Genomic DNA, 17,961 nt, shown 5'->3' with positions numbered 1-17,961 from the left:
TCAACTAATATTGTATTATCCCTCCATTGCTGAAAAGATAAATATATTTTTCTTTTACAGGAAGTCCCGTCATTCTTTCAAGTGCTTCAGTGTAGTAATGGAGCTGACTCTCATATCTATTTTTTATATCCATCATGTTTTCTTCAGTTGCAAAATCAGTTTTATAGTCTAATAATACTATACCATCCTCTTCCAAAAAGTAAACATCAATAACTCCCTGTAAAATAATAACTTCATCCTCGTAAACTTCTTGTGGTATATTCTCCATAACCTCAGAAGCCTTAAGCTTCATTAAGAATGGAGTTTCTCTTTTTATGTTCTTTTCCATATTTTTAAGCGCAAGCATTCTCTTTCCTATTTCTGAACTGAAAAAGCTAGTAATCTTTTTCACACTTACTGACATGGCATGTTCTTTTGTTAATAGTTCCTTTTGAACCATTTCTAAAAGCTGCTCTTTTACATCCTCATAAGAATTAACTCTCTTAAAATCTAAATGCTGCATTACAAAATGCATAATAGTTCCTTTTTCTGCACCAGAAAGACCTTTTGTTTCTTCTAAGAACATGGGCTTCTTTAAAAGTCTTGTAGTAAATATATTTGCAGTATTTTCATCTGAAAACAGTTGATTTTGAGATCTTTTAAGCTCTGTTACAGTTAATTTGGCAGGTATTTTAGAAGCCTCTTTCTGTAAATACTTCCAGCTTAGCCTTCTTTCTACTTCCTCTTTTAATTTACTTTCCTTACTATCTTTACTGAACTTTTCAAATAAATTAACATCTATATTACTATAAGTTAAATCACTTTCTTCTAGAATAACATCTTTTTTAGTCCAGGTTTTTACAAACCAATTTGATGCATCAGCATTTATATTATCTTCACTAAAGGCCCCTATATCTGAAATATTCCTTATTAACTCACCATCTACATGCTTTGCAACAGCTGGTCCAATCCAATCTAGATAATTTTTCCCTTTAAATATTGAATACTCGGGGATCTTTTCATCTTCATCTTCAATAGCTTCACACCATTTCTTGCAGCTTTCCTTTATATCTTTTACTGTTCCAGTTATAATTAGCTTTTCTTTTGCCCTTGTAAAGGCAACGTATAAAATACGCATTTCTTCTGAAAGGGTTTCTAACTTAATTTTTCTCTTTAAGGCAAGCTTAAGCATAGTAGGATAAGATATTCTTCGTACAGCATCAACATATTCTGGTCCTATGCCTAGACTTTCATGAAATAAAATATTCTTGTTAAGGTCCATGAGATTAAAGTTTTTTCCTGTTCCTGAAAGTATAACTACCGGAAATTCAAGTCCCTTGCTCTTATGAATACTCATTATTCGAACAACATTTTCATTTTCTCCTAATATTTTTGCACTGCCCATATCCCCACTGCTGCTTTTAAGCCTGTTAATAAAGTTTACAAAATTAAAGAGTCCCTTGTAACTTGTTTGTTCAAACTGCCTTGCTCTTTCAAATAAAATTCTTAAGTTTGCCTGTCTCTGAGCTCCTTGAGGCATGGCTCCTGCATAAGCAAAATAACCTGTATTACTGCATAAATACCAAATAAGCTCATCTATGGGCATATGCAGGGATTTTTCTCTCCATATTTTAAAAGAATTTAAAAAAGATAAAAGCTTTGTTTTCATTTCTAAATTTTCAGTACTCTCACTGCATAATTTAATAGCCTCGTAATAAGGTATTTTCTTGTCTACTAACCTGATGTCTATTAATTCTTCAGGAGTAAAAGAAAAAATTGGGGATCTAAGTACCGCCAGAATGGGTATATCCTGTAATGGATTATCAATTATTTGAAGCAGCGACATTATAGTTTTGATTTCAATAGTTTCGAAATAACCTCCACCAGCGTCCGCATATACTGGTATACCCTGATTTCCAAGTTCCTGCACAAAAACAGGGGCATATTCTTTGGTTGCTCTCATAAGAATTACAATGTCCCTATATTCCAAGTTTCTGTAAGAAGCAATGTTTTTATCGAAAACCTTAAATGTTTTTCCATTTTTAGCTTCCATTAATTCCTTTATACGCCTAGCTGTAACCCTGGCTTCTAGCTGAATATTATCTATATTCTCCTCCTGAGCATCATCCTTTGAAAACTCACCTTCGTAAGCCTCGTCTTCTTCATCATCATCTTGCTTTGCTTCAACTTTTTCAATTAAATGAAGCTCTAAAGGGCCTCCAACAATAGTATCTTCATTCTCTGGCAGCTTATAGCTAGCACCTAAGTTAAGCGCCTCATCTTCGTTATACTCAAGCTCACCTACAACTTTAGACATCACACATTTAAAGATATAATTTACGCCATTTATAATTTCGCTGCGGCTTCTAAAATTTTTAAAAAGCTTAATTAGCCTTTCCATAGAGCCTTCATTTAAGGAATAGCTTTCGTATTTGCCTAAAAAAAGCTTAGGTTCAGCCTGCCTAAATCTATAAATGCTCTGCTTTATATCTCCTACCATAAACACATTTGGGCTTTCTGAATACTTTTTTGATACCATATTTATTATTACTTCTTGTACCATATTGCTGTCTTGATATTCATCTACTAATACTTCATCAAAATTGTCTCTAAGCTTCACTGCAGTCTCTGAGGGGATTCTTTCACCATTATCATTAACCTCAGTTAATATACTTAAAGCAAAATGCTCTAAGTCACTAAAATCCAGGATGCCTCTCTCTCTCTTTTTAAATTTGTATTTATCCATGAACTTAATTACAAGCTCTCCCAATTCCTTCATTAATGGATGGAGGTTGATTAAATTCTCTCTTATTTGCTCTGGCTTAAATCTACATATATCGTCTCTTAATGCAGTTAGTCTCTTCTTAATCTTGCTATCCCTAATGGCTTTAATGTTTTCAGAGAGCTCCTTATCATAATCTAATTTTTTATTTAGTTTTCCAATAGTTGTAAATTTATTATTTTTAAACTCTTCATAGAGGTTATTCCATGTACTGTCACATGCAGAAAGCAATTTCAAAATAAGCTGCAAATCCTCTCTTAAGGTTTCTTCATAGGGTTCTAATCCATAAACTCCATGTAGAGTATTAATACACTTATTAATAAGAGCTGCAATTCCATTCAGCTCAATTTTTATGCTTTCTATAATTACTTGTCCCCATTTTGATCTTCCAAAATCAAAATCCTCACTTACCATAAATTCTGACCACATACCTTTAAGCCAGTTCTCTGGCCATGGGCTGCTAATAACAAACTCATAAAGGTTTAATATTAATTCTTGAAGCTTTATATCATCTCTTCCGCCGCCATAGCTTTCTACTAAATCAAGAAATTCCTTATTTTCACTATTTTCGCTTTCCTCGTAGCATTCTTCAAAAAGCTCCTGCAGGGTTTCACCTTTTAAGAGTATTTCTTCTGTTCCATCTGCTATTCGAAAGTTTGGATCTAAATCTATATTATGAAAGTTGTTTTTAATAATATTTAAGCAGAAGGAATGCATAGTAGTAATGTTTGCTTTATTTAATAATATAAGCTGCCTTTGGAGAGCACTTGAATTTGGATTATTATCTATTGCCTTACTAATTGCTTCTCCTATTCTTTCTCTCATTTCAGCTGCTGCAGCATTAGTGAAGGTAACTACCAAAAGCTTATCAATATCCACGGGTCTTTCCAAAGAAGTAATTATTCTTATAATTCTTTCCACTAAAACAGCAGTTTTACCTGAGCCTGCAGCCGCAGCAACTAGGAGGTTACAATTTCTTGTAATTATAGCCTGTTCTTGTTCCTTGGTCCACTTTGTATCTCCCATTCTACTTAACTCCTTTCACTTCAGTCTCTATAAGCCTCCAAACCTCTTCCTTATTTTTATCCTCTATATACTTATATCTATTATCTTTAATACTTGGATCAAACTGACATATTGCCGCAAACTTACAATACTCACAAGGTGTATTCTTCTTTTTTTTATAGGGAATAATGCTTATATTCCCATTAAGCATATCTTCACAAAGAGCAATAACTACCTTTCTTACATACTTACGTAAAAGCTCAAATTGTTCTAAAGTAGCTCCTGAGGTTTTATCACCTATCTCATTTCCTTTTACAATTTGTGCAGGTATTATTAGAGAATAACCATTGTCAAGCTCTCGGTCCATCTCTTTTATGACCTTCATATCCTTAAGTAGAAGCCCTCTAAGTTTTAATTCCTTTAATATTTTCTTCTCTACAATTTCATCTGAAAGCTGAGCCTCTCCACTTATAATGGGATCCTCGACTCTAAAGTAGAATATAGCCCCGGGGAATACTTTCTTATCTGAGTATTTCTCTTTGTTTGCTAATATAGCATCTAAGTAAACCAGAAGTTGAAGCTGAAGGCCATAATAAACATCTGTAAGCTTAAAGCTTTTATTACCAGATTTATAGTCTATTATCCTTATATATGTGCCCTCTTCAGTTTCAAATTCATCAATTCTATCTATTCTGCCAATAAGTTCAATCTTATCTCCAGAAGGTAAACTTATAGTAATAGGAGGGTAATCTCCTTTAACTCCAAATTCAATTTCATGCCCAACCTGATTAAAAGAACTCATTTTCACTTGGGTGGCTATTATATCCACAGCTCTAGTTAATATTCTCTTTAACCTTACAGCCATATATTTGTATCTTGAAGAGCTGTTTAAAACAAAACCAGTTTTCTCCATTATTTTCTCGTCAACCAGTATGGATACTGCATCCTTTGTCCAGTTATTATCTATATCTCTGAAAGTTAATTTTTCTTTTTCAAGTACGGTAGAAAAATCATCTAATACCTCATGAATAAATGTACCTAGTTCCGGCATACTAAATTCATAAACTTTTCTATCATTTGCCTTTAAACCGTATTGAACATAGTACGCAAAAGGACATTCCACATATTTTTCTAGCCTGGAGATGTTAAGTTTAAGGGGCAGCCCATAGAGGTTCTTTATTTTTTCAGTACTTACTTCTTGAACCTGATTATTAAAATTAATTCCTGAAAAAGCCCTTTCACATTTTTCTTTCCACTCTGGTTTTTCCATGTACCAATTATAGGTATACTTCCAAAGTGAGCTTACTTCCTTTCCATCAACTTCATTTCTGACAGCAGCTATTAGCTCATTAAAGCTTGAATTTTCGCCGGAGATTTTCTCTAAATCTTCATCTTCATTTACAATATCGCTTTTTTCTACTACCTTAGGGAAAAGCTTTTTTAATCTTGAAATTATAAAAGAAGGTCTTAGACTCTTTCCTTCAAAATTCGCAATTGGGTAGCTTATATTTAAATATTTTCCCGCAATGCTTAGGCTTTTGTATATTAAATACTGCTCTTCAAAAGCCTTAGCTTTCGTATCTTCTGCCAGTTCGATTCCTAAATTCCTTAAAAACTCCCTATCTTTATCATTTAAGATTCCTTCTTCATCTAAGCTTTTTGGAAATACACCATCGTTTACCCCTATAATAAAAACTGCAGAAACTTCATGGCTTTTAACTCTTTCAATATCTCCAATTAAAACCTGATCTAAACTAGGGGGTATGACGCCTATTTCAAATTCACCTATCCCAGTAGAAAATAACTTAACAAATTCTTCAAGCTTTACCTCTTCTTCTCCTAATACCTCAACCATCTGATCTAAAAAGTCGATTACAATATTCCAAACTTGGCTGTATTCATTAGAAGTATCCAATTCTCCCTTATCTTTAAAATCCAGGACCCACTGTTCTACTTTTTCTCCAGCTTTTATTTCGCTTAAAAATTCATATAAAGCTGTACATATTTCTTTTATATTCTTTTTACCTTTTATATTTTTAGAGAGATTTATAAGCGGTTTAGTTATAATATCTTTAATTTCATTTATTTTTTCTAACTTTTCTTCCTCTTCATCTGAATTTTCATAGGTATAAGTTAAGCTATACTGCCATTTATCCTCAAGCCACTTCTTTCCTTTAATGCCATTGGCCAATACATAATTTTCAACTAAATCTAAGCTATCTCTTTCAATATTTACAAGGCCTGTTTTTAAGTATCTAAACATAGCTTCATAGGACCAGTTTTTAGTAAATATTTCGAGAACAGAATTTAGCAATATAATTAATGGATTGCTGTTTATATCTCTTCTTCTATCAATAAAATATGGAATATCAAATTCAGAAAAAATTACTTCTATTAACTTTTCATAGCTTATAAGATCTCTAGTTATTACAGCAATATCTTTAAATCTAAGCTTTTCATCCCTGCACAGTCTTATTATTTCCCTTGCTGTATTTTGAACTTCACTATAAACACTTAAACCCTTAAATATTTTTATATTTTCTGTATTTTCATGATAAGTCCTGTAAGGAAAGTTAAAGAAATTTTTTTCAAGATGATTTAAGGCTGAATTTCTTTTTAATCTTACAGCTTCCTTATCATTTAAATTAACAGGTTCTTCATATAAAATATTATTTAGTTTAGCAAGCCTTAATAATTTTTCCTCTGAATTTTTTATAGGAGAAAATATATCCACATTATCCTTTGAGGTACCGCTTATAATGCAATCTGTAGTTAAGGCTACATGTACTCCAATTGACTTTTTTAAGAGTTTTTCAATTACTTTATATTGTACTGGAGTGAAAGTTGAAAATTCGTCTATCCATATTTCCGTATTTTTAAGGCTATTATAGTCATCTAGTTTATCAATGAGCATATAAAGCTGATCTTCTGTGTCTATATAATTTTTATGGAGATAAGCCTCAAACCTTCTGTATATAGAATTAATATCCTGAAGTTTATAACTAAGTAAATTCTCCTCTGGTATTTTGATATATGCCTCACTTAAAATACCCGGATTAATATTATATCTTTTTAACTCAGTAATTAGATTTGAAATTATTTTTATAAAGCCTGTCTGCTTACTTGCCCTTGATAACACATTTAGTTCATCTTTTACTTCTTCAATAACCTTATATATAAGCATATTTTTACCTGAAGAATTCATGTGAGGTCTAGTAATTCCACCAGCTTCACTTAATACCACATAGGCAAGTCTTGTAAAACTTAGTATCTGTATTCTTTGCAAACCCTTCTCGCCAATTATTTCCACAAGTTTTCTATCTGCTTCCAGTGTAAATTGCTCTGGAACTAAGTAAATAAATTTTTTATCTTCCGGAAAACTTGCTAGCCTTTCTTTAATACTCTTAAGACAATAGGTGCTCTTGCCATATCCTGACCGGCCAAAAATAAATTGTAGACTCATTTTTTCACCTTCTACTTAAAAATAAATAACCTTCTTTGTTTATCAAAGAAGGTTATTATAATTTATCTTTATTATAACATAATATTATATATCTAAAACCTAGATTTATAAATTTTATATTATGGCTCTTCCTGGAATAATGAGCTTCATACCAATCTTTAGACTATCTAAATTTTCAAGCTCATTTATTTGAATAAGAGCATCAACGGTAGTATTATATTTCTTTGCTATTTTCCAAAGGTTATCCCCGTTTTGTATAACATATATTGTAATACTAGCTTTCTTCATTGGCTTTTCTGCCTCGTTTGGAATAACATTAACAAGAAACTCTTTATTAGCCAAGTAATTTACTCTTCCATAAACACTAACTATAGCCTTAACCCCAATTGTATTTGCTTCTATTTGAGATTCAATATTCTCAAGACCTGCCTTAGCCATGCATTGCATATCTATTTTAGTTCCAGGGACTTCAACTGAAGTAGTAAAGGGGATCTCATCCTTTATTACAAAGACAGCTTTTTCATCTTCATTTGTTCGATATAGCACTTCCACATTTAAAAGGCCTTCCACGATAACCTTATCTTCCACTAGTTTTTTATCTGTTACACACACGTTACCTGTGGTCAATACTATTGAAGCAGGCTTTGGAAAATCTTCTGGAATTTCTATATTTCCTTTAACTATAGCTTCATTTGAGGCATGGCCATGCATAACATTAAGGTCATAATTCTTCTTTTCCATATTCATAACCATGGAAGGAGAATAAACGTCCTCAATAGTATCCATATGCTCTTTACTCATAACCTTTGTATTAGTTTTTATTAATGCTTCAATATCTACTATTCTTTTCTCTCCTAAGTCATCTTCTTTAATATCATAAATCATATCATCAACATTAAAGTCGGTAAAACTCTGCATAAAAGAATTTATAGTGTCAAGCTCTATTTCTTTACTTGCAAGGACATCATCTTGAATACTGAAAATATCCTCTGCATCCTTTCCCCTATATAGAATCTCAAATCGAGCAAAGGTAGATAAGTTAACTTTTCCTTCTAATAACTTTGTTTCTTTCTTATGCAAATTAACATCACACTTTAAAACAGTTCCAATTTGCGGCTTATCCATTGGTATCTGTAGGTGGGACTTAGCTACCATTTCGCCTTCCACACTGCCTACAATTTTGTCCAATGAAGCTGTATCTTTTAATACCTGCACATCTGTAAGTCCTCTTAAGTCCTTTACTATTTCAAAGTTATAATTCTTGTATACAGAGGATTTTAATTTGATTATTCCCTCTACAGCAATCTTTCTTTCATTAATAATAACTGGTTCCATATGCTCTATGTAGCATTCTGCTTCACATGGCATAGCTCTATTTGCACCTTCAAGTTCAATGCTGTTTGAAAATTTCGAGGTATAGGAAACATTATGGACACCGCTTCTATTTTCGTCCTCTTTTGCTAGATAGAGAACATTATATTGTATCTGTCCTTCAAGGTATATCTTGTCCTGCATTACTTCTTTAGTTACTATGCTTGGCTTAGCATCAAGCGTTAATATTTGATACACATCTGGATGAGTATCAGGAATTACATATTCTCCTTTTATGACTGTATCAGCAGTATTCTCTCCTAGAAGCTGCTCACACTCTATGCTTTCCTTAACAAGGTCTATAGCCATTTAAATTATCCCTCCCATAAAATACCTACTATTAATTTATATAAGCTATAGAATAAAAATATGACAATTAAAAATAATTTAATGATAAATTATCTGTTTTTCCACCTCATTTATATTGACAAGCTATCTGTTTTGTCATAATATAATACTTGGTTATTGACCATATAACCTCTCATAAATTCTCAATACCCTTTTATACCATAGTTGAAAGATGGGCACCCACCATCTTTCTTTTTTTATATATTTTATAATAAAAAATATAAGCAGCTGGAAGGGGGATCAACCAACTGCTTATATCAGATCTATGGGGAAGGAAAACAATTTCCTATTTATTTTATGTTTTAATGATAAGTCTTACATATTAACTAAATATATACTCAGAAAAACAATTTGTTAAAAAAGTAAAAGGTAAAATTTAAGCGGTACTAATTAATTAGCCCGCTCATCCTGCAAACACTATTTGAACTGTTTTTGTCAAAACATCTGAATAACTATATGTCACTGTCCTTTGGGTGTCCTGATCTAATCTAATGACGAAGATGTTTGGATAAGTTTTTTCAATAGTTCCTTTATTGACTAAAACCTTTCTTCTACCGCCATTTGCTCTTAAAGTAACTTGTTCGCCAATATGGTTTTCAATGTCCATTCTTATAGAAGCTAGCACATTTCTTTTTTCCACATTAAACACCCTCTTTCTACATTGTAATTATACTGCAAAACACATTACTTGTCAAATGAACTAAATATTTTAGCAGTTAACAATCTGTTTTGTCAATATTAAATTTCTGTAAACAGAAAAAATAATACTTCAAGTCATTGGGATCCTATACATTAAATAGCATCCGTACTTATGACTTAAAGTAAATTTTACGAAAATATATTACATAAGTACAATATTATTATTTCCGCAATTTACAGATATATGCAAGATTTTTAATCTTTTTTATGCATAGGAGGATTTAGGAAAACCCTCTCTATATTTTCCTCTTGTTTGCAGTCCACCTATTCCCTTAGTTCCTGTTATTGTATTTTCTAAGGCCTCCTGAATAGATACCACCTTTTCAATATTTGTATAGGCTACTTTTTCACAAACGAATACTGGATCTAGGCAGTGAATTAGGACTCTAGATGGCGAGCTGGCAAAATTAGCACCAGCATCCAAAATTGCCTCATAATGGCTTTGGCAAGCCCCAGCGAAAATGACTAAATCATCATAGTTTGGTTCATAATTTCTTAGTTCACTTACGGTATCAACAAAAAATTTGGAATTTCTATAGTTATTTATATCAGAAAAGTCCACACTTCCTTTAGTAATTGCATCATGACCAGTAATAACTACTATGTCAGGCCTTATTTTTTTTACTAGCTGCAATACTTCGGTAGGCTGATCTTTCTCGGCTATTACCGTCCCAATTGCTTCAAGCTCCAGTTTTTTATAAACCTTAAGGCAGACTTCCAGGTATTCCGCATCACCATCAATATGGAGTATCTTACCTGGCCTTCCAAAGGTCAATTCCTTATTTACAGCTATTTTGGGGCTTCTATAGGACTTGCTTATATCTAATCTGCCAATCATTATGTTCTTTATAGAAGTATTCACCTTTCGGTTTAAAATTTTTTCTTTTTCACCAAGGGTATTTTCTAAAACTTCTTCTAGATCTTCTAAAGGGGCATCTGCAATTACTCTTAAATTAATCCCCTTAAGGGTATAAATAATTTCGCTTTCATTTTTTTTAATATCTATTATTTTAAAGGTAATATCTTTACCATAGGATTTTCTAACCACTGTATCGCCTATTTCCATACTCTCATCTCCACTTTATAGCTTAATACTATATATTATGAGATGCTGACTGTAGTTGTGCACTGCATAAAATAAAAACATAAAATACCGCCCTGGTGCCAAAAAACCTAATGGTGAAATATGTCTTTTGACAGCGGGGCGGCACTTATTAACAAATTAATCCTTTTGATCATATAGTGCTTTAAACTCTTCAATAAAATTAATATACTTTTCCTGTTCTAAAATAAGCTCCTCTATTTTATTATTAAAAGTAGTTTGTGCCCAATTTACCTCATTATAATAATATCTGTTAGCAAGCCTCCAATATCTTTGAGGGAATAGTAAGAATGCAAATAATACTCTGTATTCATTATCCTTTAATGGGTATATTTCATTATAGGCATTAATAATAAGCTGAGCATATTCTATATTCCAATCTAACCTTTTTAGTACTTTAATTATAAACAGTGAAAGATCATAAACTCTTATCTCTTTTTTGCAATAATCAAAGTCTATAACATGCACATTGTTTTCATTATCCATTATTATATTGTGATAGGTATAATCATGATGACAAAACCCTTTTTCATCATCTGCAATTATACATAATTCCATATAGTCAGAATTATCCATAACCTTCATAGCTCTTTTACCTAAATTTTTATAAAAGTCCATAGATTTGATATAATTTAGATCAAAGTTAGTTTTATTATTCTTTTTCCTAACCATATCCCTCATTTTTTCAAAGGATTTTATTCTCTTATCCATCAAGTGGGGCCATCTGCCTAAATCACTTTTAAGCTTACTATTTTCTGGTGGATCAAAGCCTTTTGATGCTATATGCATCAATGCTAAGTTTTTGGCAGCAATCACTAAGTCATCCTTATTATAAAAGTCACATTCTCGTCCTTCTATCCATTCTGACAGAGTATATATATCTTCATTAACCAGGGCATAAGGATTGCCGTCTATATTCAAACAGTATCTATCTACTCTTGGAAACCCATTTTCAATAAGGTGTTCTTTGGCACCATAAACAAAAAGTAATTTTTGAGTGCCATAGTTTATTTTCTTTAAACATTTTATTCCCATATTAGTTTTAAGCAAATAAACTCCCTTATTTGGTTTAATGCTTTCAATTTCAATATTAAACTGCCTCTCAAGTTCAAATTCTCTCATCATTTTGCTCACCGCCCTCCTTCTCCATTTTGTATTTATATAACAAATCAAAGCCTCTATATAATTTATATGTGGCTAATTACTCAATTATTAACACTTTTTACATGTTGATAATATAATAAAATATAATCATTTTGAAAGGAAACTCATATGAAATTAGGAATAGATGGAAGGGCAGCTAAATGGTATAGAGGAACTGGAATCGGCACCTATACTTATCAACTCCTTTCAGCTTTAAATTCATTAGAGAAGATAAATGAATATCTGCTTTTTATGCCTAAGAGTTCAAATTGTGATATTCTTTTTAATGATAATTTTCATATAAAAAATATAAGTGAAGGAAATAAAAATAGCTTTTGGGATGAGGTAAATATTCCAAATATACTTGTAGATAAAGATATGGAACTTTATCATGTACCCCAAAATGGGGTTGGGCTACCAGAAGAAAAGACTTTACCTTTTGCTATCACCTTGCACGATATTATACCCTATAAGATGCCTGAAACTGTTGGGGACACATATCTAAGGATCTTTAATGATGAAATGCCTGATATTGTCAAAAGATGTGATGGAATAATTACTGTTTCTGAGTATTCTAAAAATGATATTGCAGATTACTTTAGTTTTCCTAGAGAGAAAATTTACGTAACCTATCTTGCAGCAGAAGAAATATATTTTCCCATAGATAAAGAACAGTCAAGTATTATTATTAAAAATCAGTATGGAATTACTGGTGATTATATATTATACGTGGGCGGATTCAGTCCAAGAAAAAATATAGTTGGTCTAATTGAAGCCTTCAGTAAGCTTGTAACTAAATATAAACAAGATATAAAGCTTGTTATAGCTGGCAAACAAGGTAAATCCTATTGTATATATAAAAAAAGGGCAATAGATTTAGGCCTTGAAGATAAGGTACTCTTTCCAGGGTTTATTGAAATAGAGCATCTTCCATACCTTTATAACGCTGCTAAACTTCTAGCTTATCCTTCATTTTATGAAGGCTTTGGACTTCCTCCAGTTGAAGCAATGGCTTGTGGTATACCTGTAATTGCTTCAAACGTTACTTCTATTCCAGAAGTTTTAGGAGACTCTGCAGTATTTATTAATCCACATAACGTAGATGATCTATGCAGCTCTATGTATGAAGTACTTTGTAATAAGAAGCTTCGAGATAGCCTTATTATTAAAGGCCTTGTACGAAGCTCAGAACTAAGCTGGAATAAAACAGCTGAAAAAACCTTACTTGCCTATAATAAGATAATAAATAATTAAATTATAATTTAAAATATATTTTATTCTCCCATTTATAATTAAAATAATATAATAAAAATGCAGGATTAGATAAAATCTCCTCCTGCATTTTTTATTCTTTAAAAACTAATTCTCTATTATAGATATCTTTCTTTCTATATATAATTAGGCTTAATAAAAATCTAAAAATCAAATCTAAGCCCATAATAATCCAAATTACTATTATAGAAAGATGAAATATATAAGTAAGGGCTAAAGTAAAGGGCACTCTTATCCCCCAAAGACCTGCTGCAGCTATGTACATAGGTATTCTAGTATAACCTGCTCCTCTTAAGGCACCATTAATAACACCAGATATATTCTGAGGTAATTGAACTAAGCCCATTATAATTAAATATTTTGCTCCTAAATTAATAATTTCCGCATTCGGTGTCAGCATAGACATTAATATTTTTGGAAAGAAAACTAAAATTGCAGAGCAAAAGCAAGTTACCAAAATAGCTCCTTTAAGAGTCTCTTTTAAGTAGGCTTTCCCTTGTTCTTTATTTTTCGCACCTAAGGCCTGTCCAATGAAGGTGGTTGCTGCAACCCCAAAGCCTGCTGCAGGTACATAGGATATAGATTCAGCCTGAAGTCCAAACTGATGTGCCGCAAAGGTGGTTTCTCCAAAGGTTAATATTGACTTTGTAAGTATTATTGCAGCTATCTGCCAAAATATTGATTCCATAGACGCTGGAATACCTACCTTATAAATTTCAATAACTTGCTTTATGTCCACCTTAAAAAAGTTCTTATTTATCTCTGAGCTTAAGACTCCATTACTACTTAGTAGTACATAAAGACCTAATAAGGCACCGCAGATTTGAGCACAAACAGTAGCAATAGCTGCACCTTTAAGCCCTAAGGCAGGCATTCCTAAGCGACCAAATATTAATAAGTAACTTAATATAATATTGATAATATTTACAATTAAACCTATTATCATTGGGGTTTTCGCATTTCCCATTCCTTGAAGACTTGCAGCTACTGCAAGCATTATTGTTAGAAAAGGCAATCCAAAGGATACTGTTTTTAAATATAATACTGCATTTTGCATAAGATGCTCACTTGGATTAAATATGCCTAATAATTGATTTGAGTTAAAATAAATAATTAGCTGAAGAATAATGACTAAGAATATTGATGAAATTAATGTTTGTTTTATAACTTGTTTTAGCTTTCTATGATTATTGGCACCATAGGCCTGAGCTACAAATACAGCCGCACCAGTTGTTATTCCCTTAAAAAGTGCCCAAACAATTTGTGTAATTCTAGAGCTAATGCCTATTGCATCTACTGCAATAGAGCTATTGGTTCCAATTCTTCCTATCATAGCCATAGACACAAGCCCAGTTGCCATTTCTAGCACACTTGCTATAGTTATTGGCAGGATCATGGAATAAATCTTTTTTCGTATTTCCTGCAAGGATTTCTTACTAGTATTTTCCCCCATTGATGCTCTCCTAACTTCCGAGTATTTAACTAGATAATTATACAATAGAATAATATGCTTTACTATTTAAAGTAGTTGTTTAAATAGTTCTTATCTCCTAAATTCATATTCACCTTAAATCAAATATCAAGGTTTTAATAACCGCTAAACATTCCCTTGTATAGTACATAGGAATAAGTGGTGCAAATAATTCAGCTGGCTGTCCGAAAGCTGTAAACCCACTATTTCTTGCAATAAGCTTTGCTCTAAACATGTGAAAGTTGTTAGTTACAATTTTAATTCTCAAATTTTCTCTACCATCAATTTCCTTTAAAAGGCTTTTACTAAACTGCATATTTTCTTTTGTATTTGTTGATTTTTCTTCTTTGATTAAAAGCTTATTATCAATACCTTTGCTTATTAAGTATCTTCTCATGCCTTCTGCTTCTGTAATGGTTTCTCCAGGACCTTTACCACCGGATAAGACTACCTTAATATGGGGATTCTCCTTAATAAACTTAATACTTTCGTCTAATCTTTCTTGAAGTGCAAGTGAAGGCGTATCTCCCCATAAGCCAGCACCTAGAACAACCAAATAATCCACAGCCGCAGTATCTTTTTTACATCCATTATAAATTATTAAGCCTTCAATAATAATGAAAACTACAATTGTAAAAATAAGTAAAATTTTAATTGGTTTAAGTATAAATTTTAACTTTTGAGGTAAATATATTTCCTTAAAGAATACTATGATCAGTCCAATAATTATCAATACTACTCCAAGTAACAGGAAAAATTTCGAAAAATTCACCCTATAAATCATAATACTAAAGCAGTAAACAATACTATAGATACCAAGTAAAATCAATAAAATACCCGTTATGTTTTTAAATGTTAGCTTTTTCATTTTACCTCCTTGTATTCCTTATATTGAACCAAAAAATTATCAATTGTTTGGACTCATAGATAATAAAATAATTTAAATTCTTTATTTAATATTGTTAAATTTCTTAAATGATATTTAATGTATAGCTTAATTTATATAAATGTTATATGAAGCTTATTCTAATACTACCATATTTTTTTACATATGTAATAATTATCTTAACATGAAACTTTAAAATATCTTCATAGAATTTAGTCTTACATTTGGAATTTACCTTTTCACTTTATTTTCCGAAATTAATAAATAAAATAATCTTTACACGCGAACACATGTTTGCTATACTATTTATAATATAACTTTAATTTTAAGGGATGAAAAGTATGGAGCTTAATGAAAAATTAAAAATACTTTCTGGCGCAGCTAAATATGACGTCTCCTGTTCCTCCAGCGGAAGCAGCAGAAAAAATAAGGCTTTTGGTATAGGAAATGCAAGTGAAAGCGGCATCTGTCACAGTTTTGCAGCAGATGGAAGGTGTATTTCTCTTCTTAAAATACTTTTAACAAATTATTGTATATTTGATTGTACTTACTGCATTAACAGAAGATCAAATGACGTTTCTAGAGCCGCCTTTACCCCTGAAGAAGTGGCTGATTTAACCATAAATTTTTATAAAAGAAATTATATTGAAGGCTTATTTTTAAGCTCCGCCGTATTTAAGAATCCTAATTATACAATGGAACTTTTGGTTAGAACTGTAACCCTTCTAAGAGAAACTTATAATTTTAATGGTTATATACATTTAAAGGCTATTCCTGGTGCAGATGAGCTGCTTATTAGAAGGGCTGGAGAACTAGTTGACAGAATAAGTGTAAATGTGGAACTTCCTTCTAATGAAAGTTTAAAGCTTTTAGCTCCACAAAAAAGCAGTTATTCTATATTAAAGCCGATGGCATATATTGATTCCCAGATTATTTCTAATGTGGAAGAAAAGAAGTTTTTCAAAAATGCTCCAAGCTTTGTACCTGCTGGCCAAAGTACTCAGCTTATAATTGGTGCAACAAAGGATTCAGATTTTAAAATAATGAAGCTGTCTGAGAACTTGTACAATAATTATAATCTTAAAAGGGTGTATTATTCAGCCTACGTTCCTGTAAACAGTAATCCAAAGCTTCCTTCCATAATAAATCCTCCGCTTTTAAGAGAGCACAGGCTATATCAGGCAGACTGGCTTTTAAGATTTTATGGCTTTTCGGCAGGAGAACTGTTAAATGCCAATAAGCCAAACTTAGATATAAATTTTGATCCAAAAACTGATTGGGCCTTAAGTAATTTATCACATTTTCCTATAGAAATTAATTCTGCCTCTCAAAGACTCCTTCTTAGAATACCAGGTATTGGTGTAAGATCTGTAAAAAGGATTACCGCAGCTAGGATGGTTCATAATTTGACCTTTGACGATTTAAGAAAATTAGGAGTAGTTCTTAAACGGGCTCAATATTTCATTACATGTAGTGGTAAATATTATGGAGATATAGCTTTTAAAGAAGATTTTATAAGAAAGAGGCTTTCTCCAAAGCTTGATTTGAATTACTTGGAGAATCCTAAGTATGAGCAGTTAACTTTTTTTACAGGTGTTCCTGCCATATATAAAACAGAAGATTCATTTTCAAGTATTACAGGAGAGATTTAATTATGATATGTTACATATTTGATGGAAGCTTTGAAGGTCTTTTAACCTCTATTTATGAGGCCTATTACATGAAAGAAAAAGTTGAAGAAATAATCCCTTTAAGTAAGTTTCAACCTACTCTCCTTACAGAGCCTAAGTATATAGAAACTAATGAAGTAAAAAGTTCTAAAGTTTATACTGCTATTAAAAACAAGATTTCTACTGGAGCTTTAGAGTTAATTTACCATGTTTATCTTTCAGAAATAGATGGCTGCTGCAGTTTAATCTATAATTATGTAAAGCTTGGTTTTAAAATAGGTGGTAAAGTTAATCTTCACTTACATGAAGATGTTGTATTAAATATACATAATATAAGCAATAAGGTTACCAATGAATGTCATAGAATGCTCGGCTTTGTTAGATTTAAATTTATAACAAATATGTATTACTCTTCTGTTGAGCCTGATCATAATATTATAGGTTTATTAGCACCTCATTTTTCTGAAAGGCTCCCCAATGAAAGGTGGATCATCCATGACCTCAAAAGAAACATAGCAGTATTCTATAATAAAAAGGAGTGGATTTTAACTACTTTTACTGCAGAAAATGTAGATTCTATAACAATAAAAGAAGAACCTGAACTTTATGAAAGTCTTTGGAAGGATTTCTTCAATACTATTGCAATTGCAGAAAGAACTAATCCAGCTTATCAAAAGAGAAATATGCCAAAGAGATACTGGAAGCATTTAACTGAATTTGAAAAGTAAGTGTTAAAAAAGGCAATCTCAAGTTAAATGAAAGATTGCCTT

Annotated in this window: 11 protein-coding genes; 3 read left to right on the top strand and 8 right to left on the bottom strand. The window is 31.7% G+C overall.

All coding sequences use genetic code 11. The features are described 5' to 3' along the window. Positions 1 to 4 precede the first annotated feature (4 nt). The 6 genes from addA to ACJDUH_RS03430 all read right to left on the bottom strand — a co-directional run bounded on the left by addA (position 5) and on the right by ACJDUH_RS03430 (position 11,874). Complete coding sequence (gene addA, locus ACJDUH_RS03455; protein ID WP_406763757.1) at positions 5 to 3,787, bottom strand: helicase-exonuclease AddAB subunit AddA; 3,783 nt, start codon at positions 3,785 to 3,787, stop codon at positions 5 to 7. A gap of 1 nt (position 3,788) precedes the next feature. Beyond that, on the bottom strand, positions 3,789 to 7,229 hold the full coding sequence (addB, locus tag ACJDUH_RS03450; RefSeq protein ID WP_406763756.1) for a helicase-exonuclease AddAB subunit AddB: 3,441 nt from the start codon (positions 7,227 to 7,229) through the stop codon (positions 3,789 to 3,791). A 114-nt stretch (positions 7,230 to 7,343) separates the two neighbouring features. After that, positions 7,344 to 8,909, bottom strand: a complete 1,566-nt coding sequence (locus ACJDUH_RS03445) for a DUF3794 and LysM peptidoglycan-binding domain-containing protein (RefSeq protein WP_406763755.1) — start codon at positions 8,907 to 8,909, stop codon at positions 7,344 to 7,346. Positions 8,910 to 9,351: 442 nt separating this feature from the next. After that, complete coding sequence (locus tag ACJDUH_RS03440) at positions 9,352 to 9,588, bottom strand: Veg family protein (protein WP_406763754.1); 237 nt, start codon at positions 9,586 to 9,588, stop codon at positions 9,352 to 9,354. A 264-nt stretch (positions 9,589 to 9,852) separates the two neighbouring features. Next, a complete protein-coding gene (gene yabG / locus ACJDUH_RS03435) occupies positions 9,853 to 10,713 on the bottom strand; it encodes a sporulation peptidase YabG (protein WP_406763753.1) in 861 nt (286 codons plus the stop codon). 156 nt (positions 10,714 to 10,869) lie between these two features. Continuing rightward, the gene (locus ACJDUH_RS03430; RefSeq protein ID WP_406763752.1) at positions 10,870 to 11,874 is read right to left on the bottom strand and encodes a CotS family spore coat protein; all 1,005 of its coding nucleotides are present in this window, start codon (positions 11,872 to 11,874) and stop codon (positions 10,870 to 10,872) included. Positions 11,875 to 12,021: 147 nt separating this feature from the next. On the opposite strand from ACJDUH_RS03430, the gene ACJDUH_RS03425 reads away from it, so the two are divergent. Beyond that, the gene (locus ACJDUH_RS03425; protein ID WP_406763751.1) at positions 12,022 to 13,146 is read left to right on the top strand and encodes a glycosyltransferase family 4 protein; all 1,125 of its coding nucleotides are present in this window, start codon (positions 12,022 to 12,024) and stop codon (positions 13,144 to 13,146) included. 91 nt (positions 13,147 to 13,237) lie between these two features. Here the strand turns inward: ACJDUH_RS03425 and ACJDUH_RS03420 are convergent, their stop codons facing one another. Further along, positions 13,238 to 14,617: an MATE family efflux transporter gene (locus ACJDUH_RS03420; protein WP_406763750.1), complete on the bottom strand. Its 1,380-nt coding sequence runs from the start codon at positions 14,615 to 14,617 to the stop codon at positions 13,238 to 13,240. 109 nt (positions 14,618 to 14,726) lie between these two features. After that, positions 14,727 to 15,503, bottom strand: a complete 777-nt coding sequence (locus ACJDUH_RS03415; protein WP_406763749.1) for a YdcF family protein — start codon at positions 15,501 to 15,503, stop codon at positions 14,727 to 14,729. A 359-nt stretch (positions 15,504 to 15,862) separates the two neighbouring features. Between ACJDUH_RS03415 and ACJDUH_RS03410 the strand changes: the two genes are divergently transcribed. Continuing rightward, the gene (locus ACJDUH_RS03410; RefSeq protein WP_406763748.1) at positions 15,863 to 17,173 is read left to right on the top strand and encodes a putative DNA modification/repair radical SAM protein; all 1,311 of its coding nucleotides are present in this window, start codon (positions 15,863 to 15,865) and stop codon (positions 17,171 to 17,173) included. 2 nt (positions 17,174 to 17,175) lie between these two features. Beyond that, positions 17,176 to 17,919 (top strand): TIGR03915 family putative DNA repair protein, encoded by a 744-nt coding sequence (locus tag ACJDUH_RS03405; protein ID WP_406763747.1) that lies wholly within the window; start codon positions 17,176 to 17,178, stop codon positions 17,917 to 17,919. The last annotated feature ends 42 nt before the right edge of the window (positions 17,920 to 17,961 follow it).

It is taken from the genome of Candidatus Clostridium radicumherbarum, from assembly GCF_045310525.1.
Taxonomy (GTDB): Bacteria; Bacillota; Clostridia; order Clostridiales; family Clostridiaceae; genus Clostridium_AT; species Clostridium_AT radicumherbarum.
This window is presented reverse-complemented; position numbering and strand designations above follow the sequence as displayed.